Annotated in this window: 22 protein-coding genes and 1 riboswitch; of the genes, 11 read left to right on the top strand and 11 right to left on the bottom strand. The window is 64.1% G+C overall.

The annotated features are described in order from the left end of the window. Positions 1-7 precede the first annotated feature (7 nt). The 6 genes from M3484_RS04055 to xseA are packed head-to-tail and all read left to right on the top strand — an operon-like array spanning position 8 to position 5,682. Positions 8-1,240: an SPOR domain-containing protein gene (locus tag M3484_RS04055; protein ID WP_249495823.1), complete on the top strand. Its 1,233-nt coding sequence runs from the start codon at positions 8-10 to the stop codon at positions 1,238-1,240. Further along, positions 1,237-2,268, top strand: coding sequence for a glycoside hydrolase family 3 N-terminal domain-containing protein (locus tag M3484_RS04050; protein ID WP_249495822.1), 1,032 nt, complete (start codon positions 1,237-1,239; stop codon positions 2,266-2,268). Before M3484_RS04055 ends, M3484_RS04050 begins: the two co-directional genes overlap by 4 nt. Further along, positions 2,265-3,077, top strand: coding sequence for a segregation and condensation protein A (locus M3484_RS04045; RefSeq protein ID WP_249495821.1), 813 nt, complete (start codon positions 2,265-2,267; stop codon positions 3,075-3,077). The genes M3484_RS04050 and M3484_RS04045 overlap by 4 nt, the downstream gene beginning before the upstream one ends. A 13-nt stretch (positions 3,078-3,090) precedes the next feature. Continuing rightward, complete coding sequence (scpB, locus tag M3484_RS04040; protein ID WP_092898148.1) at positions 3,091-3,735, top strand: SMC-Scp complex subunit ScpB; 645 nt, start codon at positions 3,091-3,093, stop codon at positions 3,733-3,735. Positions 3,736-3,777: 42 nt separating this feature from the next. After that, on the top strand, positions 3,778-3,984 hold the full coding sequence (locus M3484_RS04035) for a hypothetical protein (protein WP_249495820.1): 207 nt from the start codon (positions 3,778-3,780) through the stop codon (positions 3,982-3,984). A 57-nt stretch (positions 3,985-4,041) separates the two neighbouring features. Beyond that, positions 4,042-5,682 (top strand): exodeoxyribonuclease VII large subunit, encoded by a 1,641-nt coding sequence (gene xseA, locus M3484_RS04030; RefSeq protein ID WP_249495819.1) that lies wholly within the window; start codon positions 4,042-4,044, stop codon positions 5,680-5,682. 27 nt (positions 5,683-5,709) lie between these two features. On the opposite strand, the gene M3484_RS04025 is transcribed toward xseA, so the two are convergent. The 3 genes from M3484_RS04025 to M3484_RS04015 form a co-directional block, all read right to left on the bottom strand. After that, positions 5,710-6,219: a hypothetical protein gene (locus M3484_RS04025; RefSeq protein ID WP_249495818.1), complete on the bottom strand. Its 510-nt coding sequence runs from the start codon at positions 6,217-6,219 to the stop codon at positions 5,710-5,712. Between the two features lies 1 nt (position 6,220). Continuing rightward, positions 6,221-6,655, bottom strand: a complete 435-nt coding sequence (locus tag M3484_RS04020) for a hypothetical protein (protein WP_249495817.1) — start codon at positions 6,653-6,655, stop codon at positions 6,221-6,223. A 94-nt stretch (positions 6,656-6,749) separates the two neighbouring features. Next, a complete protein-coding gene (locus tag M3484_RS04015) occupies positions 6,750-7,859 on the bottom strand; it encodes an alkane 1-monooxygenase (RefSeq protein WP_249495816.1) in 1,110 nt (369 codons plus the stop codon). A 176-nt stretch (positions 7,860-8,035) separates the two neighbouring features. On the opposite strand from M3484_RS04015, the gene ftsY reads away from it, so the two are divergent. The 3 genes from ftsY to M3484_RS04000 are packed head-to-tail and all read left to right on the top strand — an operon-like array spanning position 8,036 to position 11,062. Continuing rightward, the gene (gene ftsY, locus M3484_RS04010; protein ID WP_249495815.1) at positions 8,036-9,328 is read left to right on the top strand and encodes a signal recognition particle-docking protein FtsY; all 1,293 of its coding nucleotides are present in this window, start codon (positions 8,036-8,038) and stop codon (positions 9,326-9,328) included. Positions 9,329-9,364: 36 nt separating this feature from the next. After that, positions 9,365-10,411, top strand: coding sequence for a hypothetical protein (locus tag M3484_RS04005; RefSeq protein WP_249495814.1), 1,047 nt, complete (start codon positions 9,365-9,367; stop codon positions 10,409-10,411). A gap of 33 nt (positions 10,412-10,444) precedes the next feature. Next, positions 10,445-11,062: an inner membrane-spanning protein YciB gene (locus tag M3484_RS04000; RefSeq protein ID WP_249495813.1), complete on the top strand. Its 618-nt coding sequence runs from the start codon at positions 10,445-10,447 to the stop codon at positions 11,060-11,062. A 111-nt stretch (positions 11,063-11,173) separates the two neighbouring features. Here M3484_RS04000 and M3484_RS03995 read toward each other — a convergent pair whose 3' ends face one another. Beyond that, complete coding sequence (locus tag M3484_RS03995) at positions 11,174-11,872, bottom strand: glutathione S-transferase N-terminal domain-containing protein (protein WP_092898130.1); 699 nt, start codon at positions 11,870-11,872, stop codon at positions 11,174-11,176. 184 nt (positions 11,873-12,056) lie between these two features. Between M3484_RS03995 and M3484_RS03990 the strand changes: the two genes are divergently transcribed. Next, entirely contained in the window at positions 12,057-13,160 is a 1,104-nt protein-coding gene (locus tag M3484_RS03990; protein ID WP_092898128.1) for a GlxA family transcriptional regulator, read from the top strand. A gap of 144 nt (positions 13,161-13,304) precedes the next feature. Here M3484_RS03990 and rpoD read toward each other — a convergent pair whose 3' ends face one another. After that, positions 13,305-15,314: an RNA polymerase sigma factor RpoD gene (gene rpoD / locus M3484_RS03985; protein ID WP_092898126.1), complete on the bottom strand. Its 2,010-nt coding sequence runs from the start codon at positions 15,312-15,314 to the stop codon at positions 13,305-13,307. A 90-nt stretch (positions 15,315-15,404) separates the two neighbouring features. After that, positions 15,405-17,411: a DNA primase gene (gene dnaG / locus M3484_RS03980; RefSeq protein WP_249495812.1), complete on the bottom strand. Its 2,007-nt coding sequence runs from the start codon at positions 17,409-17,411 to the stop codon at positions 15,405-15,407. A gap of 589 nt (positions 17,412-18,000) precedes the next feature. Between dnaG and M3484_RS03975 the strand changes: the two genes are divergently transcribed. Beyond that, a complete protein-coding gene (locus tag M3484_RS03975) occupies positions 18,001-19,818 on the top strand; it encodes a serine protease (RefSeq protein ID WP_249495811.1) in 1,818 nt (605 codons plus the stop codon). Between the two features lie 58 nt (positions 19,819-19,876). Here M3484_RS03975 and M3484_RS03970 read toward each other — a convergent pair whose 3' ends face one another. From M3484_RS03970 to M3484_RS03950, 5 genes are all read right to left on the bottom strand, one after another. Then, entirely contained in the window at positions 19,877-21,325 is a 1,449-nt protein-coding gene (locus M3484_RS03970; protein ID WP_092898122.1) for a TrkH family potassium uptake protein, read from the bottom strand. A gap of 57 nt (positions 21,326-21,382) precedes the next feature. Continuing rightward, entirely contained in the window at positions 21,383-22,006 is a 624-nt protein-coding gene (locus M3484_RS03965; RefSeq protein ID WP_249495810.1) for a DUF1287 domain-containing protein, read from the bottom strand. A gap of 3 nt (positions 22,007-22,009) precedes the next feature. Further along, positions 22,010-23,101 carry a GTP cyclohydrolase FolE2 gene (folE2, locus tag M3484_RS03960; protein WP_249495809.1) on the bottom strand — a complete coding sequence of 364 codons (1,092 nt, stop codon included), beginning with the start codon at positions 23,099-23,101 and terminating at the stop codon, positions 22,010-22,012. A gap of 202 nt (positions 23,102-23,303) precedes the next feature. After that, on the bottom strand, positions 23,304-24,482 hold the full coding sequence (gene metZ / locus M3484_RS03955) for an O-succinylhomoserine sulfhydrylase (RefSeq protein ID WP_249495808.1): 1,179 nt from the start codon (positions 24,480-24,482) through the stop codon (positions 23,304-23,306). A 57-nt stretch (positions 24,483-24,539) separates the two neighbouring features. Beyond that, positions 24,540-24,618: riboswitch (SAM riboswitch) on the bottom strand. Between the two features lie 28 nt (positions 24,619-24,646). Beyond that, positions 24,647-25,861, bottom strand: coding sequence for a UbiH/UbiF family hydroxylase (locus tag M3484_RS03950; RefSeq protein WP_249495807.1), 1,215 nt, complete (start codon positions 25,859-25,861; stop codon positions 24,647-24,649). Positions 25,862-25,901 lie beyond the last annotated feature (40 nt).

The following is a 25,901-nucleotide window of genomic DNA, read 5'->3' as shown; positions in this document are numbered from 1 at the left end:
GGCAGGCATGGCAAACGCTGATTACGGCGATTACGGCGGCTACGCATCACAGGCGCGGCCGGGCAATTTTTCCGAAGCCGCTCCGATGCGGCCGGCCCGTATTGGCGGGGCTCAGCGCGGTGGTTTTCAGGCCGCGCGGGTCCAGTCACAACCGCAACAGCCTCAGGCCGCAATGGCGAGGCGTGGGGCGTTTCAGGCTTATGACGATCATGACGGCTACGGGGATCAGGCCAGCCAGCCGCAGCCACAACCGCAAATTCCGCTGACGCGCGGGCAGCGCCTGGTCAATATGACCGGCGCCCTGGGTTCTGTGGCGCTGGTTCTGTCGCTTGGCTATTGGGGCTGGGAACTCGCGGTGCGCGATGTGCGCGGCGTGCCGGTGGTGCGGGCGCTGGAAGGGCCGATGCGGACCGCGCCGGAAGAGGGCGGCGGCATGGTGGTCGACCATCAGGGCCTTGCGGTCAATGATGTGGCAGCACGCGATGGTGGCAAGAACTCGGATCGGGTGGTGCTGGCACCGGCGCCGGTCGATCTGGCGGCGGATGATGTGGCGGGCCTTGCGCTGGCCTCTGCCGCGCCTGCGGTCGCGCCTCTGGCGCCTGTGGTGGCGATGACGGGATCGGCCGAGGCGCCACGCATGTCGGCGGCGGAAGAGTCTCCCCTGCCGCTTGAGGTCAGCCCCGATCAGCTTCCCGCCGCGCCGGTCCTGGCCACCGACAGCCAGCCCGCAACGATCAGCCAGGATGAGGCGGTGGCGCTTGCCCTTGCCGAAGCCCTTGGCATGGATGAGACGGCCTCGGCAGATCTGGTTGCAGCGGCGGCGCCTGCAACGCCCGGTGCGATGACCTCTTCGCCGCGCCCGCGCGCGCGGCCGTCTACGCTTGCCGCAACCGGCGGCTCCGCAGCCGGCACGCCTCAAAATGTGATGCAGACCGCAGCTGTTGCCTCTGCGCCTTCGGGTGCCGGCAAAGACCCCGCCACCATCGAGGCCGGCGCGCGCCTGGTTCAGTTCGGTGCCTATGACAGCGAGGCGCAGGCCCGGGCAGAATGGCAGAAGATCGCCGCCAGACTTGGGCCCCTGATGGTGGAAAAACAGATGGTGGTGCAATCTGCGGAAAGCGGCGGCCATACCTTCTGGCGGCTGCGCGGCTTTGGCTTTGCCAGCGAAGATGACGCACGCCGCTTCTGCTCGGCTGCGGTGGCGGAGCAGATCAACTGCATCCCGGTGACCCACAGATGAGCACGGCGACAGGGCCCGAAATCGGGCGCGGTGCGGCGATTTTTGGCCTTGCGGGCCCGGATCTCCTCCCGCAGGAGCGCGATTTTTTTCGTGAGTATGACCCGTTCGGGTTCATCCTTTTCACGCGCAATGTCGAAGGTCCTGAACAGTTGTCGCGCCTGACCGCTGAATTGCGCGACGCCGTGGGGCGGGACGCGCCAATCCTGATCGACCAGGAAGGCGGTCGTGTCCAGCGGATGCGCGCGCCGCATTGGCGCGACTGGGAGCCGCCCTTTGATCTGATCGCCCGCATCGGCCCTGACAACGCGCCGCGCGCGATGGAGATCATGGCGCGGCTGATTGCAGGTGAACTGCGCGCGGTCGGGATCGACGCGAATTGCGCACCGGTTCTTGACGTGGCCCGCGCCGACACCCACCCGTTCCTGAAGAACCGCTGCTATGGCACCGGCCCCGAAGCGGTGGCACGGATCGGACGCGCCGTGGCCGATGGTTATCTTGCCGGCGGCGTGCTGCCGGTGATCAAGCATATGCCCGGCCATGGCCTTGCCCGCCAGGACACCCATCACGAACTGCCTTGCGTGACCTCGTCGCGCCTTGAACTGCATGAGGTGGATTTCTGGCCCTTCACCGCGCTGTCTGATCTGCCGATGGCGATGACCGCCCATATCGTCTTCGCCGATTATGATCCGGATCACCCCGCGACCCAGAGCCCCGAAATGATCCGGGTGATCCGCGACGAGATCGGCTTTCACGGCCTGTTGATGACGGATGATCTGAATATGGAGGCGCTGTCGGGGAGTCTTGCCGACCGCGCAGCTGCCTCGATCCGGGCGGGCTGCGATATCGCGCTGCATTGTAAGGGTGATTTTGGCCAGATGCAGGATGTGGCCACCGCCGCCGGTGAGATGACTGAGGCCGCAAAGGCGCGCGCCGCCCGGGCGCTGTCACGCCGGGTTGCGCCCGATACAGTTGACATCGAAGGCCTCGGGGCGGAGTTTCTTGCTCTGTCGCGGGATGCCGATGGATGAGTGACGAGAAACAGCTGCCTCTGGCCGAAGACTGGTCCCTGCCGGAACGGCTTGACCCTGCCGCCCGGCTCGCAGCCGAGGCGCTGATTGTTGATGTCGACGGGTTCGAAGGGCCGCTGGACCTTTTGCTGACGCTGTCGAGGACGCAGAAGGTCGATCTGCGGCGGATCTCGGTTTTGCAGCTGGCGGAACAGTATCTTCTGTTCGTGAACAAGGCCGCAAAACTGCGGATCGAGCTGGCGGCGGATTATCTGGTGATGGCGGCCTGGCTCGCCTTTCTGAAATCGCGCCTGCTTTTGCCGCCCGAACCAGGCGAGGCCGGACCCTCGGCCGAGGATCTCGCGGCGCATCTGGCCTTCCAGCTGGAACGCCTTCAGGCGATGCGCGAGGCCGCCGCGCGGCTGATGGCGCGCGATCAGAAGGGCCGCGATTTCTTTGTTCGTGGCCAGCCCGAGACCGTGTCGCTGCTGCGCAAGACGCAATGGGAGGCGAACCTTCTCGATCTGATGCGCGCCTATGCCCGTATCCGCACCCGTGACGAGTTTCGCCCCTTTGTCATGGACCGCGAAAATGTGTTCACCATGGAACAGGCGCTGGACCGTATGCGCGGCCTGATCGGTTATGTCGGCGACTGGGCGGATCTGGCGGGGTTCATGCCCGATGGCTGGGATGCGACGCCGATGGCGCGGCGTTCGGTCACGGCGGCACATTTTGCGGCCGTGCTGGAAATGGTGAAACGCGGTCAGCTTACGCTGCGCCAGGGCGAGACTTTCGCGCCGATCCAGATCCGGCGGAGGGATCCCGAATGAGCCAGGGTATCAGATGACCAGGGAGCCCGAGGAGCAGAGCCTTTTTGACGCCCCACCAATGGGCGAGCAGGAGCGGATGGTCGAGGCCATGCTTTTTGCCGCGACAGAGCCGATGACGGTGGCGGAACTGGTCAAACGCATGCCGCATGGCTGCGATCCGGCCGAGGCGCTGGCCTATTTGCGCAAACGCTATGAAGGGCGCGGCGTGCATCTGGCCCGGGTCGGGGATGCCTGGGCCTTTCGTACCGCCGGCGATCTGGGCCATCTGATGGTGCGTGAACAGGTCGAGACCCGCAAACTGTCGCGCGCGGCGATCGAGACGCTGGCGATTATCGCCTATCATCAGCCGGTCACCCGGGCGGAAATCGAGGAAATCCGCGGGGTTGCCGTGTCGCGTGGCACGGTCGATCAGTTGATGGAGATGGAATGGATCCGCTTTGGCCGGCGCCGCATGACGCCGGGGCGGCCAGTGACTTTTGTGGTGACCGAAGGGTTCCTCGATCACTTCGGTCTCGAATCCGCGCGCGATCTGCCGGGTCTGAAAGAGCTGCGCTCGGCCGGGCTGCTTGAAAACCGCCCGATGCCGGGCCTCGATCAGCCGCGTGATGATGATGAAGATGAAGCGCAAAGCGGCCAGAGCGAGCTTTTTGAGGACTGAGCCTGCCGAAGGCCCGGGCCGCGCCACCCCGAGGAGGATGAGATGGATCTGAACCGGCTGATCAATATGCTTGTGAACATGTTCCTGCGCAAAGCGGTGAACAAGGGTATCCGCACGGCAACCGATTACGCAGCGCGGCGCGGTAAAACCGAGGCGGAGCTGACGCCGGAGGAGCGCGAAAATGCCCGCAGGATGCGCGATCTCACGGACAGGGCGAAAAAAGTGGCGCGGCTCGGGCGGCGGCTCTGACCGGCCAGAGTGACGGGGCCTGTTGCGCTGCGGCGCGGGGCAGGGCAAAACTGCCCTATGGAACTTTTCGATGACAGCGAGCCCGGCCAGGGCGGTGGCAACAGCCCGGAATTCACCGTCTCCGAGCTTTCGGGCGCGGTAAAACGGGTGATCGAGGGCGAATTCGGCATGGTCCGGGTGCGCGGCGAGATCGGTCGGGTGTCGCGCCCGGCCTCGGGCCATCTCTATTACGACCTGAAGGATGACCGTTCGGTCATCGCGGCCATCACCTGGAAGGGCCAGGCGGGGCGGCTGACGGTCCGGCCCGAAGAGGGGATGGAGGTGATCGCCACCGGGCGGATGACCACCTTTCCGGGCCAGTCGAAATATCAGCTGATCATCGACGATATTGCCCCCGCCGGGGCCGGCGCGCTGATGGCGATGCTGGAAAAACGCCGCGCCATGTTGCAGGCCGAAGGCCTGTTCGACCCTGGCCGCAAAAAGCCGATCCCCTGGCTGCCGGGCGTGATCGGGGTGGTAACCTCGCCTTCGGGCGCGGTGATCCGCGACATTCTGCACCGGTTGCGCGACCGCTTTCCGCGCCATGTGCTGATCTGGCCGGTGGCGGTGCAGGGCGAGCGCTGCGCCCCCGAGGTTGCGGCGGCGATCCGGGGATTTAACGCGCTGACGCCCGGGGGGGCGATCCCGCGCCCGGATCTGATCATCGTGGCGCGGGGCGGCGGCTCGCTCGAAGACCTCTGGGGTTTTAACGAGGAAATCGTGGTCCGCGCGGCGGCGGAAAGCCGGGTCCCGCTGATCTCGGCGGTCGGGCATGAGACCGACACCACGCTGATCGACTATGCCGCTGATCTGCGCGCCCCGACGCCGACCGCTGCCGCAGAGCTTGCAGTTCCGGTGCGCCTTGAGCTGATCGCGGGCCTGGACGGGCTGTCGTCGCGGCTCCTGCGTTCGACCCTGCAAGCGGCGGAGCGTAAGCGCCAGCGTCTGAGCGATCTTTCCCGCGCGCTGCCGCGCCCGGAGGCGCTGACGGGCCTTGCGTCACAACGGCTCGATCATGTGGCGGGGCGGCTTGGCGGTGCGCTTGGCCTGATGGTGGCGCGCCGGCGCGGCGATTTCGCGCGGGTGGCCGGGCGGGTGCAGCCGGGGCTGCTGCTTGGTTATGTGCGCGAGCGGCGCGGCCAGGTGGCCAATCGCGGCGACGCGCTGGAGGCGCGGTTTGCCCGCCGGTATGAGCGCGCCCAGATGCAGCTGGCGCAATGGTCGTCGCGGCTGGAGCCGGCGCTGACGCGGCTGGCCCAGGATGCATCGCGGCGGATTTCCGAACAGCGCCAGCGGCTTGAAGGGGTTTCTTTGCGACTGGACGCCGTGCCAGGCCAGCGCATCGCGCGCGCGCGCGAGGCGCTGGAACGGCTGGATCGTACCCGCCAGAGCCTTGGCTACAGCGAGACCCTGAAACGCGGCTTCGCGGTGGTCTGGGGCGATGGCCATGTCGTGACCAGCGCCGATGCGGCGCGCCAGGCGGCCCATCTCGAAATTGAATTCGCCGGCGGAAGGTTCACGCCTGCAGGCCCGTCAGGGGCGGGCGCGACAGATCGACCAATGCCGGGCCCGGCACCAGCCGCCCCGGCCCGGCCGGCAAAACCGGCGAAACCCCGCGGCGATGGTCCGGAAACCGGTGGTCAGGGATCGCTTTTCTGAACGCTTCCGCCTTTGCTTTAACCCGGATCAGGCGCCCAGATAGGACTGGCAGGAGATCGGCCCCTGGGCGGGGTAGAGCATGATCGGCGGCAGCTCATAAAGCCCCTCATAGCGCCCGAGAATCCATCCGGCGCGGTCATGATAGGTCCAGCAGACCGGCTGATCTGGCTTGTCCTCGTAAAGGAAGCAGATGTTGTTGCCGACCTGGTCCCAGCTGCCATGCATGCAGCGTTCGGCGTCCCGCCAGATCACCCTCTGGCCGGAGAGGAAGCTTTCGACGCCGTAAAGCCCGCTTTCGGAATCATAGGTGTCGAAGGTCTTTCCCCGGGTCAGCGCATCAAAAGCCGCAGCGTCGAGCGCGGGATCCGCGCCCGCTTCAGGGGCAGTATCGGGCAAATCCAGAGGGGCCTCATCGCCGAATTCGGCCTGGGGCGGCGACTGGAACTGCTGTGCGCCTCCGTCCTGAGCCATGACCGGGGCCGCGAGCAGGGCCAGGACCGCCAGCACGGGCGTCATTCCATGGATTGTTGTCGTCATTTCACACCCCCACATCCGGCGCGGGGCAGGCCAGCGGCTCCGGCGTCTCGTTGATCACGGTCAGTTCCGATCCCTCAAAGCCATTGGCCGAGAGCGCGCGCAGATCATCCCCTTCGGTCCAGAAGGTCCAGCAATGCTCGCCAACCCCGTATTCATAGACAAAGCAGATCTGGTTCTCACGTTCAAACCAGCTGCCATACTGACATTCATCGGGCGAGGTCTTCCAGCGCACCTTGCGATTGGGCAGATATTCCTCGATCCCGAAGACCGCACCATATTGCGACCAGGTAAGGGTCTTGCCCTCGACATAGGCGTCGAATTCCGCCCCGGTCATGGGTGTGACCGTGTCGGCGGCGCCAGGCAGCGCGAAGCCCTGGGACAATGCCATCCCGAAGACGAGCCAGAGACCGCGGGAGCGGGCAGGGGGGAAACGCATCTGAACTCCTTTAACGCGGTCTGGCGGCGGGGGGATCTGCCGGGCCGGGTCCGTCCTGGGGCGAAACCTGCCAGAGGCTGGCGGAATATGCTAGTCAGGCATCTGTTACCCCGGGATTTGCCCCGGGCCCCGTGTCGCTTTGGCGCCAGCGTTTCAGATGCGGCCGGATGGCCCGCGCCCAGGTCCGCGGCAAGAAGGCAAGCGTGCAGGCCACCGGCAATGGCCAGGGCAGGCGCGGCGCCTCATCGGCCCCGGGCAGGCGCAGCGCGGGCCAGGGGCGCGCGGGATGGGCGTGATGGTCGGAATGGCGCGGCGCATTCAGCATCATGGCCGAGCTGAACCAATGCGCGGTGTTCCAGCTGTGCCGTGGCCCGACCGGCTCTGGCCGGCCATTTTCAAGGATGCGGCGTCTGAGACCGTAATGCTGCACATAATCCGATACGAGGATCTGCACCTGGGCATGAACCCCCAGGAGTATCCATGCGAAGATCCCGGCTGGCCCTGCGATGGCAAGGGCCACCACCAGCGAAATCACGCCCCCCAGCGCGTAAATCGTGTAAGGGTGCAGGCCCTGACGCGATTGCGCCCTTGCGCGCAGATCGGTTTCCGCCTGCCGGCCCAGACGGAACGACCAGATCCAGGCGCGGGGCGCAAAATGATAAAAGCTCTCGCCTTCACGGGCGGAATTCGGGTCCTGGTCGGTTGCGACAAAGCGGTGATGCACCAGGCGATGCGCCGAGGCGTGCTGGCCGAAAAGGATCGCGGCGTAAAAGGCCTGACCGAGACGGAAAAGCGGGCGTCTGGTCCGGTGGATCAGCTCATGCGCCGCTGGGTGGCCGACCTGACCCAGCCAGAAGCCTGACCCGAAGAACATCAAAAGACGCTGGCCGGTGGAGAGGCCGGACGCGCCGGCAATCGCCCAGACCGCGACCGGCAGCAGCACCAGGGCGGATAAACCGATCCCGGCCAGAAGCGCATCAGCGCCGGGAAATTCCTGACCCTCTTCGCCCTCGCCCGCGACCCAGGGGATCAGCTGATCAAGCAGCACCGACAAAAGCGCCATGTAAAGGAACCCGGCCCAGAGACAGGCCCCGCCCATGAACGCGCCGATAATCAAAAGCGGCACCGGCGTCGCGGCGGCCAGCGCGAAGACGGGCATCGGGATCGGTGCCGCAGGGGGCGAGGGGGGAGCGGGGTCAGACATGATAACGGCACCGAAGCACGAAACCCGGGCAGGGAAAAGGCCGCGCCGTGTCGCGGGGCGGGCCGCGGCGCTCGGGGCGACGGGCGGACGTGAACATCACCCGCGCCAGGACAGCCGGTCGCAGACCCAATGCCCTTTACTTCACAGGTCAAAATGACCAGGTAAAACCTGACAGAATGAAGGGTTTTGCCATGTCGATCTTCCGCAAGCTCAAGGACCGGCTGTTCCGCTCATCCGACAAGATCGGCGAGGGGCTTGATGCCCTGGTCCAGGAGGGGGCGATCCAGGAGGGCGCGGCAGAGGATGGTGCGGTTGATGCTGGCCAGGGTCAGGCGGACCCGGTTCAGACCGGCCCGGTCCAGAGCGGCCCGACCCGGGGCGGCGAAACCCGGGATGTCGAGGATCAGCAGGCGGCAACTGCGGCGACCAGCCTTCCCGAAGCAGAGGCCAGCGCGGCAAAACACGTGCCGGAGGCCCCCGAGCGCGTGACGCCCGCTGATGTCGCGCCGCCGGTTCCGGCCAGCCGGGCTGCCGAGCGGGCGCCTCTGGTGCAGCCTGCGGCGCCGGAGGCGGCGGAGCCTGTGAAACCTGGTCTGCTCGGGCGCCTCTTCGGCCGGGGCGAGACGGCAGAACCGCGTCGGGTGCTTGATGACCAGATGCTTGAAAGCCTCGAGGAATTGCTGATCCAGACCGATCTGGGCGTCGATACCGCCGTGCGGGTGACAGCCAATATCGCCGAGGGGCGCTTTGGCCGGAAGGTTTCGACCCGCGAGCTTAAAGAGGCGCTGGCGGGCGAAGTGGCGCGGATCATGACGCCGGTGGCGAAACCGTTGCCGCTTTACGCGAAAAAGCCCCAGGTCGTCCTGGTGGTGGGTGTGAATGGCTCGGGCAAGACGACGACCATCGGCAAGCTTGCAAGTCAGTTCCGTGCCGCCGGCAAAACGGTGGTGATTGCCGCCGGAGACACATTCCGCGCGGCGGCAGTGGAGCAGCTGAAGGTCTGGGGCGAGCGCGCCGGCGTGCCGGTTCTGACCGCGCCGGAAGGCTCTGATCCGGCAAGCCTCGCTTTTGACGCGCTTGGCCGCGCGCAGGAAGAAGGCGCGGATCTTCTGATGATCGACACTGCCGGCCGGCTGCAAAACCGCCAGGATCTGATGGAGGAACTGGCGAAAATCGTGCGCGTGCTGAAGAAAAAGGACGCGACCGCGCCGCATAATACCCTTCTGGTGCTGGATGCGACCACCGGGCAGAACGCCATCACACAGGTCGATATTTTCCGCAAAATTGCCGATGTTTCGGGCCTGGTGATGACCAAACTTGACGGCACGGCAAAAGGCGGTGTGCTTGTCGCGCTGGCCGATAAATTCGGCCTGCCCATCCATGCGATCGGCGTTGGCGAACAGATCGACGATCTGTCGCCCTTCGATCCGGATGATTTCGCCCGGGCTCTGGTCGGGCTGGACAAATAGCGCCGGTTGAGGCGGCGCCAGACTGGGATAATTGTGATGTTTTACAAGGTTTTCGCGGGTCGCACCAGTTTCACGGGCCCGGCTGTTTCCGGGGCGCACCCTGAGCGGGCGCCTTTTGCTACTCTGGCCACGGCCCTTACCGGGCTCTGGTTCGGGATGGCCGCGCTGCCGGTTCAGGCGCAGCAGGCCGGGCCGTCGGGTGAGATTTGCGCCGCAATCCTGCACGACTTCGGCCAGGTTTTGCACAGCAACCGGCTTGATATCAGCGCGACGCCCCGCAGCCTGAAGGATGGCGGCTGCGCCTTTGATGACGTGGTGATCACGGGCGGAGAGCGTTATGCCCCGGGTTTCTACGCCGATACGGTGACGGTCTATGGCAGCATTCTTGCCTGGGATCGCAAAGGGCAGATGCCATCCTCGGATATCGTGGTCGGGGCCACGGGGATGCGTTTTGCCACTAAGATGGGCGATGCCCGGATGGACTATCTGCTGGGCGCCCAAGCGCGGGTCGGCGAGATGGTGCTGGATCTGCGGGCAGCCTGGGACGGATCGGCGAAAGAGGTGGAGATCTCTCGCTTTGACCTGACTTTCGCGGGGGACTCGCGGATCCTTTTCACGGCGCGGGCAAAGAATATCGACCTCTCCACCCCGGGTGCTGCGCAGATGGCGATCATGGGGGCGGCGGTGACCGATCTCGACCTTGAGATCAGGAGTTTTGGTCTTTTCGAGCAGCTCTTGCTGCCGGTGCTGGTCATGATGATCCCGGATACGGAAAATACCGAAAGCGATGCCGGTTTTGCGGCCCTGGTGAGCGAGAAAAAGCTGGAACTGCGCACGGCGATCAATCAGCTGCCGGATGCGGCCTTTTCGGCACCGTCACGCGCGGCGCTTGTAGCACTGTTGTCGGATCTGCCGGGCCCGCGCGGCAAGCTGGTGGTGCATTTCCGGTCAGCCAGCGGTTTTGGTGCGGCGCGTTTTGCGCGTTTTGCGCTGACGGGCCTGCCGCAGACGATGAAAGAGCTCGCGCCATTGTTCGATGGCACGCGGTTTGATATCGACTGGCGTCGGGGCGACCGCAGCTGAGCGGTTGCCGGACGCGGCAGGTGGAAGGCGAATATGGCAGAAAAAGCGATCAATCCTGTGCTGAAACAGGTGCTGGAACTGGGGCCGACGGTGCTCTTTTTCGGGATCTATATGTGGATCAAGGATGAGACATATCTGATCGCTGGCACCGACTATTCCGGGTTCATCGTGGCGGCGGTGGTGTTTGTGCCGATCCTGCTGGTATCGATCGCAGCGCTCTGGGTACTGACCGGGCAATTGTCGCGGATGCAGGTCTTTACCGGGCTGGTGGTGATCTTCTTTGGCGGGCTGACGGCCTATTTCAACGATGCGAGCTTCTTCAAGATGAAGACGACGCTGGTCTATGGGACATTCGCGGCGCTGCTGGGGGTCGGGCTTTTGCGCCGGCAGAGCTGGCTGGAATGGGTGCTCGGCTCGGCGCTGCCGATGCAGCATGAGGGCTGGATGATCCTGACGCGGCGGCTTGCGCTTGTGTTTCTGGTGCTGGCGGTGGCGAATGAGCTGATCTGGCGCAATATGTCGGAAGCGACCTGGGTGACGCTGGAGACCTTTGCCTTTCCGGCGGCGCTTTTCGTGTTCCTGATGGTGCAGATCACCATGCTGGGGCGCTATGTGATTGAGCCCGAGGATGAAAAGCGCGGCGAGGGCTGAAAGCGGCGAGCGGGGGGCCAGCCCCCCGATGCCCGTGAAGGGCATTCCCCCCGGGATATTTATGGACAGATGAAAGGAGGCCCGGGGATTTGGTTCCCGGGCCTTTTAGCATCAGCGTTTGTAGAGGTTTTCGATGGCGGTCTTGTCGAGGGTGGCGGGACGGGCATCTGCTGCAACTGCGATGCCTCTGGCAAAGGCCGGCCGGGCGGCGAGGCGGTCGAGCCAGGCGCTGAAATGCGGCTTGTCTTCGATGCTTTGCTGCTGTCTCTCCCAGGCGCGCGCCCAGGGCCAGATCGCGATATCGGCGATGGAGAGGCTGTCACCGGCGACGAAAGCGCGGTCAGCGAGGCGGCGGTCAAGCACGCCGTAGAGACGACCGACCTCGCGGCGATAGCGGTCCTGGGCATAGGGCAGCACCTGGGGTGGATCCATTTCCGGGGCATAGCGCAGGAAGTGATTGGCCTGGCCCGCCATCGGACCGACGCCGCCCATCTGCCACATCAGCCATTCTTCGACCTGGATCCTCTCACGCTCGGAGCTGCCATAGAGTTTGCCGGTTTTGCGGGCGAGATATTGCAGGATGGCACCGGATTCGAAGAGGGAAACCGGCGCGCCATCAGGGCCATCGGGATCGACGATGGCGGGGATGCGGTTGTTCGGCGCAATCGCCAGAAAATCCGGCGCAAACTGATCACCCTTGCCGATATTGATCAGTTTTACCTCATAGGGCAGGCCGAGTTCCTCAAGCGCGATGGCGATCTTATGGCCATTGGGCGTGGGCCAGAAATAGAGGCTGATCGGGGCGGACATCGGCATTTCCTGCATCAGTTCTGAACTGGCATGACTTTGCGCGAGGGCCGGCTGGGATGCAAGCGAGGCAGGCGCGTCGGGCGGGCGGGCAAATGCAATTCTGCTCTCTTGCACAAGTGTAAAATTACTGCTTCCATCGCGATTAACGACATGAATCTGTCGTATTGAGAGAAGGTCAGCGCAGATGCCCAGCCCCGAGAGCAAGGTGCAACAGTCAGGTGCAGCAAAGCCTGCCACTGGTGGTGCGGCTGACAGTGCTTTCGGTGGTGCCGGTGCTGGTGCCGGAAGCGCAGCCGGGCGCAGTGGTGGCAACCGCAGATTCGTGTTCCTGCTGCTGGACCGGTTCACGCTTCTGGCCTTTGCTTCGGCCATCGAGCCTTTGCGCATCGCGAACCGGGTTGCGGGGCGCAGGATCTATTCCTGGGTGCTGGCGGGGGAGGGCGGCGCATCGGCCACCTGTTCCAATGATACCGCCTTCCGGCTGGATATCGGCCTTGAAGAGATCGACCGCGAAGATGTGATCCTGGTTTGCGGCGGGCTGGATGTGCAGAAGGCGACATCAAAAGCGGTGCTGTCCTGGCTCCGGCGTGAGGCGCGCAGGGGCGTGACCATTGGCGGGCTTTGCACCGGCGCCTGGGCGCTGGCGAAGGCAGGTCTGCTGGACGGTAAGAAAGCCACGATCCATTGGGAAAACCAGGACGGTTTCCTTGAGGATTTCGAAGAGGTGCGGCTGACGAAATCGGTCTTTGTGATGGATGGCAATCGCTGGTCGACGGCAGGGGGGACTTCGTCGCTTGATCTGATGCTGAAGGTGATTGCGGCCGATCATGGTGAGACGCTGGCGAATACTGTCGCCGACCAGCTGATCTATTCGACGATCCGCACCGATCAGGATACGCAGCGCCTGTCGATCCCGACCCGGATCGGGGTGCGCCATCCGAAGCTGAGCCTTGTGATCCAGATGATGGAGGGCAGCATCGAAGACCCGCTTTCCCCCGCCGATCTGGCCGAGCGGGTGGGGATGTCGACGCGGCAGCTGGAGCGGCTGTTCCGCCGTTACCTCAACCGCAGCCCGAAGCGCTATTATATGGAGCTGCGGCTTTCCAAAGCGCGCAACCTGCTGATGCAGACCGATATGTCGGTGATCAATGTGGCGTTGGCCTGCGGCTTTGCCAGCCCCTCGCATTTCTCGAAATGCTACCGCGCGCATTACAACACCACGCCTTACCGCGAACGCGGCACACAGAGCGGTATGCCGGGCGCAATGCCGGTGCGGCTGTCGATCTGACCCGTAGCGCGCATTCTTCCTTACGACGAGAATGCGATCCAGCGAGGTCAGGTGGGATACGGAACCCCCACGGCTGCCTGCCACTGCACCCAACTCAGAATATCACAAAGGCCATGAAAAAGGCGCCCCGAAGGGCGCCTTTTCTTATTGGTCGAGGAAGCTGCGCAGTTTGCGCGAGCGGCTCGGATGTTTCAGCTTTCTCAGCGCCTTGGCTTCGATCTGCCGGATCCGTTCGCGGGTGACCGAGAATTGCTGGCCAACCTCTTCCAGCGTGTGGTCGGTGTTCATGCCGATGCCGAAGCGCATCCGCAGCACACGTTCTTCGCGCGGGGTCAGCGAGGCCAGAACCCGGGTCGTGGTTTCCTTCAGGTTCTCCTGAATAGCGGAATCCAGTGGCAGGACCGCGTTCTTATCCTCGATGAAATCGCCGAGCTGGCTGTCTTCCTCATCGCCGATCGGCGTCTCAAGCGAGATCGGCTCCTTGGCGATCTTCATCACCTTGCGGACCTTCTCAAGCGGCATCTGCAGCTTTTCGGCCAGCTCTTCCGGCGTCGGCTCGCGGCCGATTTCATGGAGCATCTGGCGCCCGGTGCGGACCAGCTTGTTGATCGTCTCGATCATATGGACCGGGATACGGATCGTGCGGGCCTGGTCTGCGATAGACCGGGTGATCGCCTGACGGATCCACCAGGTCGCATAGGTCGAGAACTTATAGCCGCGGCGATATTCGAACTTATCGACCGCCTTCATCAGACCGATATTGCCTTCCTGGATGAGGTCCAGGAATTGCAGGCCCCGGTTTGTGTATTTCTTGGCAATCGAGATCACGAGGCGCAGGTTGGCCTCGACCATTTCCTTCTTGGCCTGGCGGGCTTCTTTCTCGCCCTTCTGGACCTGGTTCACGATGCGGCGGAATTCGCCGATATCGACGCCGATATACTGGCCGACCTGGGCCATGTCAGCGCGCAGCTCCTCGACCTTTTCGAGGCTCTTCTCGATCAGGGTCTGCCAGCCACGACCGGCTTTCTCGGCCATGCGTCTGACCCAGGACGGGTCGAGCTCAAAGCCCTGGTATTCGGCGATGAATTCCTGGCGGTTGATCCGTGCGGCATCCGCCAGCTTCACCATGCCGGAATTGATCGACATGATGCGCTTGTTGATGCCGTAAAGCTGGTCGATCAGCGCCTCGATCCGGCTGTTGTTCAGATGCAGCTCGTTCACGAGCAACACCATCTCGCCGCGCAGCTTCTGATAGGCGCCTTCCTCGGTGGTGGTAAAGCGGGTCGAAGACGACATTGTCGCCGCCATCCGCTGTTCCTGCATCTCGGAAAGCTGTGCGTAATTGGCCGCGATCTGCTCGAGGATCTCAAGCACTTTGGGGCGGAGCGTCGCCTCCATTGCCGCCAGCGACATGTTCGAGCCGTCGTCATCCTCGTCATCGGCGTCTTCGCGCGAGATCGGATTGCCATCGGCGTCCAGTTCCGGCTCGTTCGACGCGCGGCGGGGGGCAGCACCTGCCTCGACCACACCCATCTCGTCGAGCGGCGGGCCTTCGAGTTCCTCGTCGCCGTCGAGATTGCGCCCGAAGGTCGCCTCAAGATCGATCACATCGCGCAGGAGGATCTCTTCCGACAGAAGTTCGTCGCGCCAGATGGTGATCGCCTGGAAGGTCAGCGGGCTTTCACACAGCCCGGCGATCATCGTGTTGCGACCGGCCTCGATCCGTTTCGCGATGGCAATCTCGCCTTCGCGCGACAAAAGCTCGACCGAGCCCATCTCGCGCAGATACATCCGCACGGGGTCATCGGTGCGGTCCAGCGTCTCGGCTGCAGGGCCGGCAAGGGCCACTTCGCGCGAGCCTGGGGCTGCGCCCGGATCGATCAGCTCAGAGCCGGTACCGCCATCCTCGGCTTCCTCGGCCTCGTCATCTTCGACGACATTGATGCCCATTTCCGAGAGCATCGACATCACGTCTTCGATCTGGTCCCCGGAGACCTGATCGGGCGGCATGACGGCGTTAAGCTGTTCCATCGTGATATAGCCGCGCTCACGGGCGTCGGCGATCATTTTCTTGACGGCAGCCTGCGACATGTCGAGCGAGATATCAGTCTCGTCGCCATCCTGCTTAACGTCGTCATTTTCCTTGAGGGCCATGGATGCTCCTGTGGGGATGGTGCGAATCGCGCTTCTTTTATTCGAATCAATAACGCGAATCACAGCGGGGGAAAGGGCGAATCATACATGTCAGCCCGGTCTGGCCTTGCCACCGGCACTGAAATCAATCGAATCGAACAATTTCTGGCGTCTGTCGAGTTCCTCGCGGTCCAGTTCGACGCCATTTGGCGCAATGACCGATTCGGTTTTCTGGTCCTGCGGCCCCCGGCTGGCGCTGACTTTGGCCTCGGCCGCCTTTGACAGCCGCCATGTCAGACCCTCGTCCACGAGGCCCGAGAGGTCCTCGACCGCCTCGGCAAGCTCAACCCGGTGACCACGATCGGCCTGGAGCCGCGCCAGCGCTTCTTCGACACAGGCGGCGGCAAACTCCTCATCGGCCTTCGGCTGCAGACCGGGGTTGGAACGCACATGGTTACTGCGGGTCAGCTCGTCAAGAAGGCCGGGGCTGTCGGTCTCGATCAGCGCCCGGCAATCCGGGGCACGGAAATGCGTCAGGATCAGGTTGCGCAGCCGGAAATGGGCCTCGTTGCTCAGCTCCAGCCGCTCCAGATCACTTTCAAATCGCGCGACAAGGCCGGGAAAACGCATCAGAATCGCCAAGGCGACCGCTTCTCGGATCCCGTCCGAGACCCGGCTGGGATAAAGCAGATCGGCCTCGGTCCCCGCGAGGGCCGAGTTTTTTGCCGCATCGGTTGCAGGCAGCGCGGGCGGCACGAATTTGCCACCGCGCATCTGGCCGCGCGGGCCCGGTTGCCAGGGCCGGCCCGGGCTGCGCGCCGCCGGACGGCGGCCCTGGCGGAACAGTTCCCAGCGAAGCTCCTTGATATCCTCGCCGTAATGGCTGCGGATCGAGGGGTCCTGGATGCGTTTCAGTGCCGTGCGCAGGTTTTTGTCCAGCGCCGCCTTGCGCTCGGGGCTGTCGAAAACCTGACCCTCGGTTTCGCGGTTCCACAACAGCCGCACCATCGGCTGGGCGGCGTCCAGCACCTCCTGCAGCGCAGGCGCACCACGCGCCCGGATCAGATCATCCGGGTCGAGGCCGTCCGGCATCACCGCAAACCTGAGCCCTTTGCCGGCCTCAAGCAGCGGCAGAGCAAGGTCGATCACCCGCAAAGCCGCCCGGATCCCCGCCTTGTCACCGTCCAGCGCGATCACCGGCTCATCCGAGATCCGCCACAACAGCCGCAGCTGATCTTCCGTGACAGCCGTGCCCAGAGGCGCCACCGCCGCCTGGAACCCGGCCTCGGACAGCGCGATCACATCCATATAGCCTTCGGCCACGATCAGACGCTGGCCTTTGCCCGCCGCCTCGCGCGCAGGCCCATGGTTAAAGAGGTTGCGCCCCTTGTCGAAAAGCTCGGTCTCGGGGCCGTTCAGATATTTCGCCTGGTCATTCGGGTCCATCGCCCGCCCGCCAAGGCTGATCGCGCGGCCACGCCCGTCGCGGATCGGAAAGATGATGCGATTGCGGAACCGGTCATAGGGTTCTTTCCCTTTGGCCGAGGTCGCACAGAGCCCGGCAGCGACCAGCAGCTCTTTCGCGATGCCCTTGCCGGTCATCGCCTGGAACAGCCCCGACCAGCCATCGGGGGCGAAGCCGATTTCCCAGCGGTCCTGCGCGGCTTCAGACAGTCCGCGTTTCGCGAGATAGGCGCGCGCGTCTGTGGCGGCCTGGGTCTTCAGCTGCAGGCGGAACCATTTCACCGCCTCTTCCATGACCTCGATCAGCTGGGTGCGGCGATCGGCCTTTTCGGCCGCACGCGGGTCGCGCTCGGGCATCTGCATCCCGGCTTCCGAGGCCAGCACCGCGACCGCTTCCATGAAACCGAGATTTTCGCTTTCCTTGATAAAGGTCAGCGCGTCACCCTTCGCATGGCAGCCAAAGCAGTAATAAAACCCTTTACGATCATCGACATGAAAGCTTGCGGATTTTTCCTGATGGAAGGGGCAGGGCGACCACCAGTCTCCCTTGGCCATATTGGATTTGCGCATATCCCAGGTGACCTTCCGGCCGACCACGGCGGAAAGCGAGACGCGGTTGCGCAATTCATCAAGGAAACCAGGGGGCAGGCTCATGGTGCCAAATATGGGACGAGCCGCGCCCGGATGCCAGCCCAAACCTCAGTGACGGCCCACCCGGTAAGGTTTCGCTAACCTGAACTGATCTTCTTTCGAAAAAATGGCACTTAAGCGCGGACAGATCCCGGTGGTAAGTGCAGAAGGACGGGGGTGCAGGAGCGCTTGCTGTCAGCACGCCCATGCGGCGGGGATCGACAGAGGCGCCGGATGCAGTGGTGAGTGATGCGCGCGCCCTTTCCCTCTCCGTCGATTTCCGGGTCTGGCAGGCAGGGGGCTGACCGTTTCTCAGGACCGTATCGCCCGGGATAGGGGCGACAGGTACCGGAAAAGACGTGGGCGGGTGCATGCGCCTCAGCAGTCCCGGAGCCCGGGAGGTCAGGCTGATTTGTCCGCGCGCGGTCCTCATGGCCCTTTGCACCATGGCCGCGCTGCGCTGAAAGACCGGTCACAAGCTGGGGAGGAGGGACCCTCCCATGCCTCTGGCCCTTGTTCTCGGGCGCGTGCCAGGTATTGGTTACGCAGATGTGAAGCACGATGTGACGACCGGGCGGCCTCGCCCCCGGCCAGCCGGAAGCAGCGAGACCGTATGATCATTTCCCGTTTTAAATCTCTGGTTGCGCCCTTCAGGGCGATCACTGCCGTGACAGCCGCAATGATGCTGTCAGTGCCATTTGCCGCGCCCTCTGCGGCGCAGGAACGGCGCTGGATCCAGGTCGAGGCGCTGCCGGGTCTTGCGCGGGCCAATGAGCGCGCGGCGGCCTTCGCGTCGGAATTCGGAAATGTCTGGGGCTTTGGCCTGCCATCGGGCTGGTATGGTGTGGTGCTTGGCCCCTATGACGGAGCCGAGGTGGGCTCGGTGCTTTCGGCGCTGAAATCGGGCGCAAGGATCCCGGCTGACAGCTATATCACCGATGGCGCAGAGTTCAGGGCGCAATTCTGGCCACCGGAGGGGTCTGTGCCGGAGACGGTCCTGCAGCGCGAGGTCGCCGTTGAGGCTCTGCCCGATCCGGCTGCTGAGCCGGCCCCCGAACCGGCGGTGATCGCCGGGCAGGTGGCGGAGCCTGCAGTCATCGAAGAGACACCGGCAGAGGCCCGGGCCTCCGAGGCGGCGCTTGATCTGGATCAGCGCAAGGAATTGCAGGTCGCGCTGCAATGGTTCGGGTTCTACAATGGCGGCATTGACGGCGCTTTCGGGCCGGGCACCCGCAATTCCATGGCGGCCTGGCAGGCGGCCAGCGGCCATGAGGCAAGCGGCATTCTGACCACGGCACAGCGCGCGGCGCTGGTCGGGGCGCATCAGGGCGAAGTTGCGGCTTTCGGCTTTGCCCTTGTCGAGGAACAGGAAAGCGGCATCGACGCGACCCTGCCGCTCGCTTTGGTGGAATTCGACCGTTACGAGCCGCCTTTCGTGCATTTCCGCGAGAAAAACGGCTCGGGCCTGTCGATCGTGCTGATTTCGCAGCCGGGGGATGCCAGCAGTCTAGGCGGGCTTTACGAGGTGATCAGTTCGCTGACCGCGATGCCTGCAGGCGGCGCGCGCGAGCGCAGCGATACCGAGATCCGGTTGACGGGGCAGACTGGTGATCAGGATGGCCGCGCCTGGGCCAGGCTTTCGGGCGGGCTGATCAAGGGATGGATGGCGTTCGGCAAACCGCAGAACGCGGGCCGTGATGCGCGGGTGTTCGAGGTGATCGATGCAAGCTTCCGCGCGGTTGGTGACACCGCGCTTGATCCGGGCCTCGTGCCATTGGATGAGGCGGCGCGACGCGGCCTTGTGGCCGGGCTTGAGGTCCGCCAGCCGATCCGCAATCGCTCGGGCTTTTATGTCTCGAAAGCGGGGGCGGTGCTGACCACGGTTGATGCGGTGAAAACCTGCGCCCGCATCACGCTTGACCATGCGGTCGAGGCGAAACCGGTGGTGGAGGATGCCGCGTCCGGGCTTGCGGTCCTGCAGCCGGTGACGGCGCTTGCACCGCCTGCGGTGGCGGAGTTCAGCAGCGGGACCAGGCCGGGTGCGGGGGTCGTGATCGCGGGCTATCCCTATGAGGGGCGGCTGCCGGCGCCGGTTCTGACCCATGGCGCCTTTGAAGAGGCCGGAGGGCTGGACGGCGCGGCAGGCATGCTGCGTCTGACGGTCGCGACCAGGCCGGGCGATGCGGGTGGGGCGGTGATCGACGGATCGGGGGCGGTGCTTGGCATGTTGCTGCCCGAATTGCGCGACAGCACACGCGATCTGCCCGCCGATGTCGCCTTTGCCGCCGATGCGGGGCAGATTGCCGCTGTGCTGGGCCAGGCCAGCATCACGCCGCTGGAGCGCGCGAGCACGGTCGCGTTGCCGCCCGAGACGCTGACCCGCGAGGCACGCGGGATGACGGTGCTGGTCTCGTGCTGGGATCAGCCGTGATCTGACCTCGTGACCGGGGGCATGCCCCCGGTTTCTTCGGGCCGATCTTTGGCCCGCCTCAGGACCGCCAGAACGCCGGCAAAAGCAGCACGAGCACCGCAAGCAGCCCGAGCCGGCCGAGGATCATTGCAAGCCCCATCACCGCAATCGCCGCATCGGGGAATTCGACGAAAGTGCCGGTACGCTCGACCAGCGGGCCAAAGCCGTAGCCGACATTCCCAAGCGTCGTCCAGATTGCGAACATCGCCGATTCCAGATCCACCCCCACCAGGGTCAGCACGACACTGAACAGGCCGAGGATCAGGATATAGCTGGAGATGAACATGATCAGCGCCTGGATCAGATCATCCTCGACCGTGCGCCCGTCATATTTGACCGCTTCGACCGAGTTCGGCCAGGCGATCCGCCGCACCTGGGCGCGAAGCACCGAAAAGGCGATCTGCACCCGGAACACCGAGAGCCCGGAAGCGGTCGATCCTGCACAGGCCCCGACTATGCCGATGATCAGCGCGACCACCAGCATCAGCCCGTCCCAGCTCGGGAAGCTTCCGGAAAAGAACCCGGTCGAGGACATGATCGAGGTCAGATTGAACAGGCTTTCGCGGAAAGCCGGCTCAATCTCCATATCGGCGGTAAGGATCCGCCAGACCGCGACAATCATCACGGCGCTCAGCAGCCAGCGCAGATAGGCCCGGACCTGCGGGTCATGCCAGAGCGCGAAGGGCTGGCCATTCACCATCTGCACATAGCGGATGAAGGGCAGGCTTCCCGCCAGCATGAAGAACACCGCGATATATTCTCCGGCGCCCTGGAAGTTGTTGAAGGACTGATCATAAGGCGAAAAGCCTCCGGTCGCGACCGTGGTCATGCCATGCACCACCGCGCCAAGCGCCGGCATCCCGATCATCAGATATGAGGCCATGCAGGTCAGGGTCAGCGCGGCATAGATCAGCATCAGCTGGCGCGCGATATCGGTGGCGCGGGGCAGGGCCTTGCCGAATGTATCGAACCCCTCGGTGCGGAAGAACTGCATGCCGCCGACCCGCATCAGTGGCAGGAAGATCATCGCGATAAAGGCGATCCCAAGCCCGCCGATCCAGGTCGTCATACCGCGCCAGAGGTTCATCCCCATCGGCAGATGATCAAGTCCGGTGATCACTGTGGCGCCGGTGGTGGTGAGGCCCGAGACCGCTTCGAACCAAGCATGCAGATAGCTCAGACCGGGCTCTCCCAGCACATAGGGCAGGCCGGCGAAGAAGGGCAGGATGAACCAGATCGCCGAGGTCAGAAGCCAGGCCTGCCGCACCCCAAGAGCCGCTGTCTGGCTGTTCGCCGTCGACAGTGCAAGGCTCACGCCTGCAAAGCCGGTGATCAGGGCTGAGCGCAAAAAGGCACGCGCATTCGGATCGCCCGCCCGCCAGTCGAGAATCGCAGGCGCGACCATCAGAATGGCGAGGACGATCAGAATCCGTCCGATCACATAGGCCACGGGTCTGAGGTCGATCATGGGGCAAGGCTTAGGCCCGCGCGGGGCTGTCGTCAAACCCTGCGGCAGAGAGAGGGCTCAGGCGCTCAGCCGGCGCAGCTTTTCCAGCACAGAAGGCGTAAACCGGTAACGCCCGGTCATGCGAAACTCAAAAAGCCGGTCCTCGACCCTGGTGCCGGCGCCGATATTATGGACGATCAGCGGGCGCGGACCGGCGAGGCCGGTCCCCACCACCATCAGATGCGCCAGGTCGCCGGGGATCAGGCAGGTGATCACATCGCCCGGCAGATGATCAGAAGCGGTCTCGCTGAGCGGCAGCTCTGCGCCCACCCGCTCGAAAAGACGCCTGAGATTGGGCACCCGGCGATGGTCGATATTGCGGTCGGCCCGCGTCAGCCCCCAGTTTTTCGGATAGGCCGCGAAATCCGCTTTCATATCGCGGTTGATCGCAACTTGCAGATCAATGCTCTCGGCCACCCGCAGCGCCCGGACCAGAACATCGGTGCAGACCCCACGATCCGGTGCCACGTCACCGCCGGGAAAATCCAGTGCGACATAGGCCGGGTCATAAATCCGGACAATGCCTTCCTGTGCTTCGGCCGCCTGCGCGATCTTCTGGCCGGCTGTCGCGCCGTCCGCCCTGAGCACCGCCGGTATGAAGAAAGGCATAGCCAGCAGGCCCAGGACGGAACGGCGGATCATCTTCTACCCCACATGGAACAGCGACTGAAACAGGCGCGGATCAAGGCTGGTGGCCGAAAAAGTCGGCCCCTCGGTCAGCAAAGATACCGCATCATGGGAATGCAGGCTCTCCTGATGGCTCGCCATCACGCGAAAGTCACCGATCCTTGGATCGCTGCGCAACACCTCGCAGAACGACCGCGCCGCATCCTCGACAAAGATCGGATTGGCACCGTTCAGCTCGGCAAAGGCCTGCTCATCCTCGCGTTTCACCATCACTTGCGTCTCGGTCACAACCGCCTTTCGCGCCAGATCGATCAGATTCTCGAACCAGAGCATCTCGCCGGTCTTCACCACGACAGAAAGCCGCGCGACCGAACGCTGCGAATGCGGCGTCGCCAGCTGACCGCGCGTGCGCCGCGCATGTTCTGACAATTCCAGCGAACAGGGGCAGGTCGAGGAATAGACGTAATCAAGATGCATGATCTTGACCCGTTCGCCGTTCAGATCGACCAGCTCCAGCGCGAAATCGTAATATTGCCAGCCGCTTAAGCCAGATCTCAGGCTCTCCACCTTCACCGGAAAGGAAAACCGCATCTGGATCCGGGCATCGAAACTGTCGAGATCGCGGCGGTAATCCTCCAGCGCGGCTTCGATCACCTCAAAGCTGAACTGCTCCTCTGCATGGGCATAGAATGAGCGCATGATGCGGCTCATATTGATGCCCTTCTTCTCTGCCTCCAGGCTCACCGTGCCGGTCACGCTGGTCTCCAGCATCACCTCGCCGGCCTCGCGCGTCCGAAACCGGATCGGCAGGCGGAAATTCGAGATGCCCACATGCTGGATCTGCGTCTTTGCGCCAACGATCAGGCTCGATGGCCCGTTTTGCAGATCGGGAAGCGTGGCGCGATAGGCCTGGTCAACCGCGAAATCCTCGGGGTAGGCGCGGCGCAATGCGGGATAGGACAGATCGGGCAGCAGATTGCCAATCGAAGGGTCAAGCCCCGCGATCTCTTCTTCGCCCGCTTCCTCTGCCCAGCGACGCAAAGTCAAAAGCGCGGCCGCGGCCTCCTCGCGCGAGGGCGCGCGGTCGGTAATCCTGTCATGGCGTGTCATGGGAAGATCCTTTCGGTTCCGGCCGCGCCTCCTTCCCGGGGGCATCGGGCCGTCAATTTCCGGATGAACCAGCGGAATGATAAATCGCCGGGACGCCTATGAGATAGGCACTGGCGCCGCGAAAGCAAGCTCGAAACGCTGCTGCTTTCTTCCTGATCGAATTACTTCGGAGGGGCGGGGGCTGGCCCCCGCCGCCGGTGCCTCACACCAGTGCCAGCGCCTGATCAAGATCGGCGATCAGATCTCCCGCATCCTCCAGCCCGACCGAATACCGGATCAGCCCCGGCGCGATCCCGAGGCTCACTTTCTGCTCATCGGAAAGACGCTGATGCGTGGTGGTCGCGGGATGCGTGGTGATCGATTTCGCATCGCCGAGATTGTTCGAGATCTTTGGGATTTCCAGCGCATTCTGCAGCCGGAAGGCACCCTCTTTGCCGCCTTTGACCACGAAACTCACAATCGTGCCGCCGGTTCCCATCTGCGCCATGGCGAGATCATATTGCGGATGCGATTTCAGGCCCGGAAACAGCACTTTTTCAATCTTGTCATGGCCTTCCAGGAAGGTCGCAATCTCCAGCGCCGAAGCCGCCATCGCGCGGCAGCGCAGATCCAGCGTCGCCATACCGTTAAGCATGATCCAGGAGGTGAACGGGCTCATCGCGCCGCCCGTGTGTTTCATATAGGGCTGGACGATCTTCTGGATATAGTCGCCCGATCCGCAGATCACGCCACCAAGCGCGCGGCCCTGGCCGTCGATATGTTTGGTGGTCGAATAGACCACCACATCGGCCCCGAGATCGACCGCGCGCGAAAAGATCGGCGTTGCAAAGACATTGTCGCAGATCACCAGCGCGCCATGGCGATGCGCGATCTCGGCAACCCCTTTGATATCAACGATATCGAGGCTCGGATTCGCCATGCTTTCAAAGAACACCGCCTTCGTCTCCGGCGTCACGGCGGCCTCCCAGGCTGCCAGATCGGTCCCGTCGACGAAAGTGACCTGCACGCCGTAGCGCGTCAGCACCTCTTCGAGGATATAAAGACAGGATCCGAAGAGTTGCTTGGCCGAGACCACATGATCCCCGGCCCTGAGCAGCGCGGTCAGTGCGCCATTGACCGCCGCCATGCCCGAGGCCGTGGCGAAAGCATCCTCGGTGCCCTCAAGTCCCGCGATCCGCTCTTCGAACATCCGCGTGGTGGGATTGCCGTAGCGGGCATAGATGAATTCATCCGCACCCGATTTGATGAACCGCGCCTCGGCGGTTTCGGCATCAGGATAGGCGAAGCCCTGCGTGAGGAAAATCGCCTCGGCCATCTCGCCGTACTGGCTGCGGCGGCTGCCTTCATGGACAAGTTTGGTGCGTGTCTTCCAGTTCGTCATCGCAGCACAAGGCTCCCGGGCCATAAGCAGATCCAATGACCGGAAAGCGCGGCAGGGCGAAGACGTCCCGTCACCTCTTTAGCGGCTTATTTAACGTGGCCCGCAATCCGGTCAACAAATCGCCACGGCACTTGCTTACGCCTCGCTCAGTCCAGGGTCAACCGTCACGACACACCCAGCCCGGCGCGCATCAGCCCCTGCCGCACCGGCGGCAGCGCATAGAGCATCTCGAGCATACCGCTGCGCAGGGCGCGCAGCGTCGGCGCGCCGGCCATCGAGGCGCGGTTGAGCATGTCGATGCCGCCGACCCGAAGCGTGATATCGCCGTGCCGCGCCCGGTGATAGGCGTCTGGAATGCCCTGCGCCCCCGGGTCGCCGCCAGGTCCTCTGACAAGGTCCAGCAGCACCCGCAGATCTTTCAGCGACATATTCAGCCCCTGCGCGCCAATGGGCGGCACCACATGTGCGGCTTCGGCCATCAGAACCGCGCGCTGTCCCGAAAGCCGCTGCGCCACCTGGCTGATGATCGGCCAGACAAGGCGCCTTGTCACCAGCCGCATCCCGCCCAGAATGCCACAGGAGCGTGCATTCATCTCGGCCTCGAACTCGGCCTCGGGCAGGGCGGCAAGCCGCGTGGCCTCGGGCCCATGTTCCATCCAGACGACCGAGGACGCGTGGCGCCCGTCGCGATCGGGCAGTGGCACCATCGTGAACGGCCCGCCTGAGCGATGCACTTCGGTCGAGATATTGTCATGCGGCAGATCATGGGTGACCGAAAACACCAGGGCCTTTTGCCCGTAACGGATGGTTTTCACCGGGATATTCAGCGCCTCACGCATCGGAGAATGCCGCCCGTCCGCCGCGATCAGAAGCCGCGCCGCGACCTGGGATCCGTCGCTCAGCGTGACCAGCGCCTCACTGTCACGGGTCATCAGGCCTTTCGTGCCGATGCCCGGGCGGAAGGTCACATTCGGGAGCTCGGCCAGCCTTGCCGCGATCTCGCGGCGCAAAAGCCAGTTCGGCAGATTCCAGGCGAAGGGCTGGTCGGAAATTTCAGCCGCGTCGAAATCGCGGATGGTGCGGGCCGTCGCATCCGCGCCGCCCGCATCTGCCTTTCCGGCATCGACGATCCGCATCACCTGCAATGCCGCCGCATGGGGGGCAAGCCGATGCCAGATCCCTGCCTCTTCCAGCACCGAAACCGAGGGCTGCAAAAAGGCCGTGCTGCGCAGATCGGCGTCATTTGCCGCTTCGGATTGCGGCGGCGGGGCCGGATCGACGCAGATCACCTCGAACCCGGCCGACCCAAAAGCTGCAGCCGCCGTCAGCCCGGCAATACCGCCGCCCGAGATCAGGATTCCGGTTTCCGCGCGTTTCATGCCGGTTTCACTCCCTGGGGCCCTCTGGCTGCTTCGGCCG

The organism is Pseudomonas sp. GX19020 (genome assembly GCF_023371075.1).
GTDB lineage: Bacteria > Pseudomonadota > Alphaproteobacteria > Rhodobacterales > Rhodobacteraceae > Pseudogemmobacter.
The sequence above is the reverse complement of the archived record's forward strand: the minus strand, read 5'-3'. Positions and strand labels throughout refer to the sequence as shown.

Coding starts and splice junctions, on each gene's coding strand:
- M3484_RS04055 (WP_249495823.1), top strand. CDS start 8: ATGGCAAACGCTGATTACGGCGATTACGGCGGCTACGCATCACAGGCG.
- M3484_RS04050 (WP_249495822.1), top strand. CDS start 1,237: ATGAGCACGGCGACAGGGCCCGAAATCGGGCGCGGTGCGGCGATTTTT.
- M3484_RS04045 (WP_249495821.1), top strand. CDS start 2,265: ATGAGTGACGAGAAACAGCTGCCTCTGGCCGAAGACTGGTCCCTGCCG.
- scpB (WP_092898148.1), top strand. CDS start 3,091: ATGACCAGGGAGCCCGAGGAGCAGAGCCTTTTTGACGCCCCACCAATG.
- M3484_RS04035 (WP_249495820.1), top strand. CDS start 3,778: ATGGATCTGAACCGGCTGATCAATATGCTTGTGAACATGTTCCTGCGC.
- xseA (WP_249495819.1), top strand. CDS start 4,042: ATGGAACTTTTCGATGACAGCGAGCCCGGCCAGGGCGGTGGCAACAGC.
- M3484_RS04025 (WP_249495818.1), bottom strand. CDS start 6,219: ATGACGACAACAATCCATGGAATGACGCCCGTGCTGGCGGTCCTGGCC.
- M3484_RS04020 (WP_249495817.1), bottom strand. CDS start 6,655: ATGCGTTTCCCCCCTGCCCGCTCCCGCGGTCTCTGGCTCGTCTTCGGG.
- M3484_RS04015 (WP_249495816.1), bottom strand. CDS start 7,859: ATGTCTGACCCCGCTCCCCCCTCGCCCCCTGCGGCACCGATCCCGATG.
- ftsY (WP_249495815.1), top strand. CDS start 8,036: ATGAAGGGTTTTGCCATGTCGATCTTCCGCAAGCTCAAGGACCGGCTG.
- M3484_RS04005 (WP_249495814.1), top strand. CDS start 9,365: ATGTTTTACAAGGTTTTCGCGGGTCGCACCAGTTTCACGGGCCCGGCT.
- M3484_RS04000 (WP_249495813.1), top strand. CDS start 10,445: ATGGCAGAAAAAGCGATCAATCCTGTGCTGAAACAGGTGCTGGAACTG.
- M3484_RS03995 (WP_092898130.1), bottom strand. CDS start 11,872: ATGTCCGCCCCGATCAGCCTCTATTTCTGGCCCACGCCCAATGGCCAT.
- M3484_RS03990 (WP_092898128.1), top strand. CDS start 12,057: ATGCCCAGCCCCGAGAGCAAGGTGCAACAGTCAGGTGCAGCAAAGCCT.
- rpoD (WP_092898126.1), bottom strand. CDS start 15,314: ATGGCCCTCAAGGAAAATGACGACGTTAAGCAGGATGGCGACGAGACT.
- dnaG (WP_249495812.1), bottom strand. CDS start 17,411: ATGAGCCTGCCCCCTGGTTTCCTTGATGAATTGCGCAACCGCGTCTCG.
- M3484_RS03975 (WP_249495811.1), top strand. CDS start 18,001: ATGATCATTTCCCGTTTTAAATCTCTGGTTGCGCCCTTCAGGGCGATC.
- M3484_RS03970 (WP_092898122.1), bottom strand. CDS start 21,325: ATGATCGACCTCAGACCCGTGGCCTATGTGATCGGACGGATTCTGATC.
- M3484_RS03965 (WP_249495810.1), bottom strand. CDS start 22,006: ATGATCCGCCGTTCCGTCCTGGGCCTGCTGGCTATGCCTTTCTTCATA.
- folE2 (WP_249495809.1), bottom strand. CDS start 23,101: ATGACACGCCATGACAGGATTACCGACCGCGCGCCCTCGCGCGAGGAG.
- metZ (WP_249495808.1), bottom strand. CDS start 24,482: ATGACGAACTGGAAGACACGCACCAAACTTGTCCATGAAGGCAGCCGC.
- M3484_RS03950 (WP_249495807.1), bottom strand. CDS start 25,861: ATGAAACGCGCGGAAACCGGAATCCTGATCTCGGGCGGCGGTATTGCC.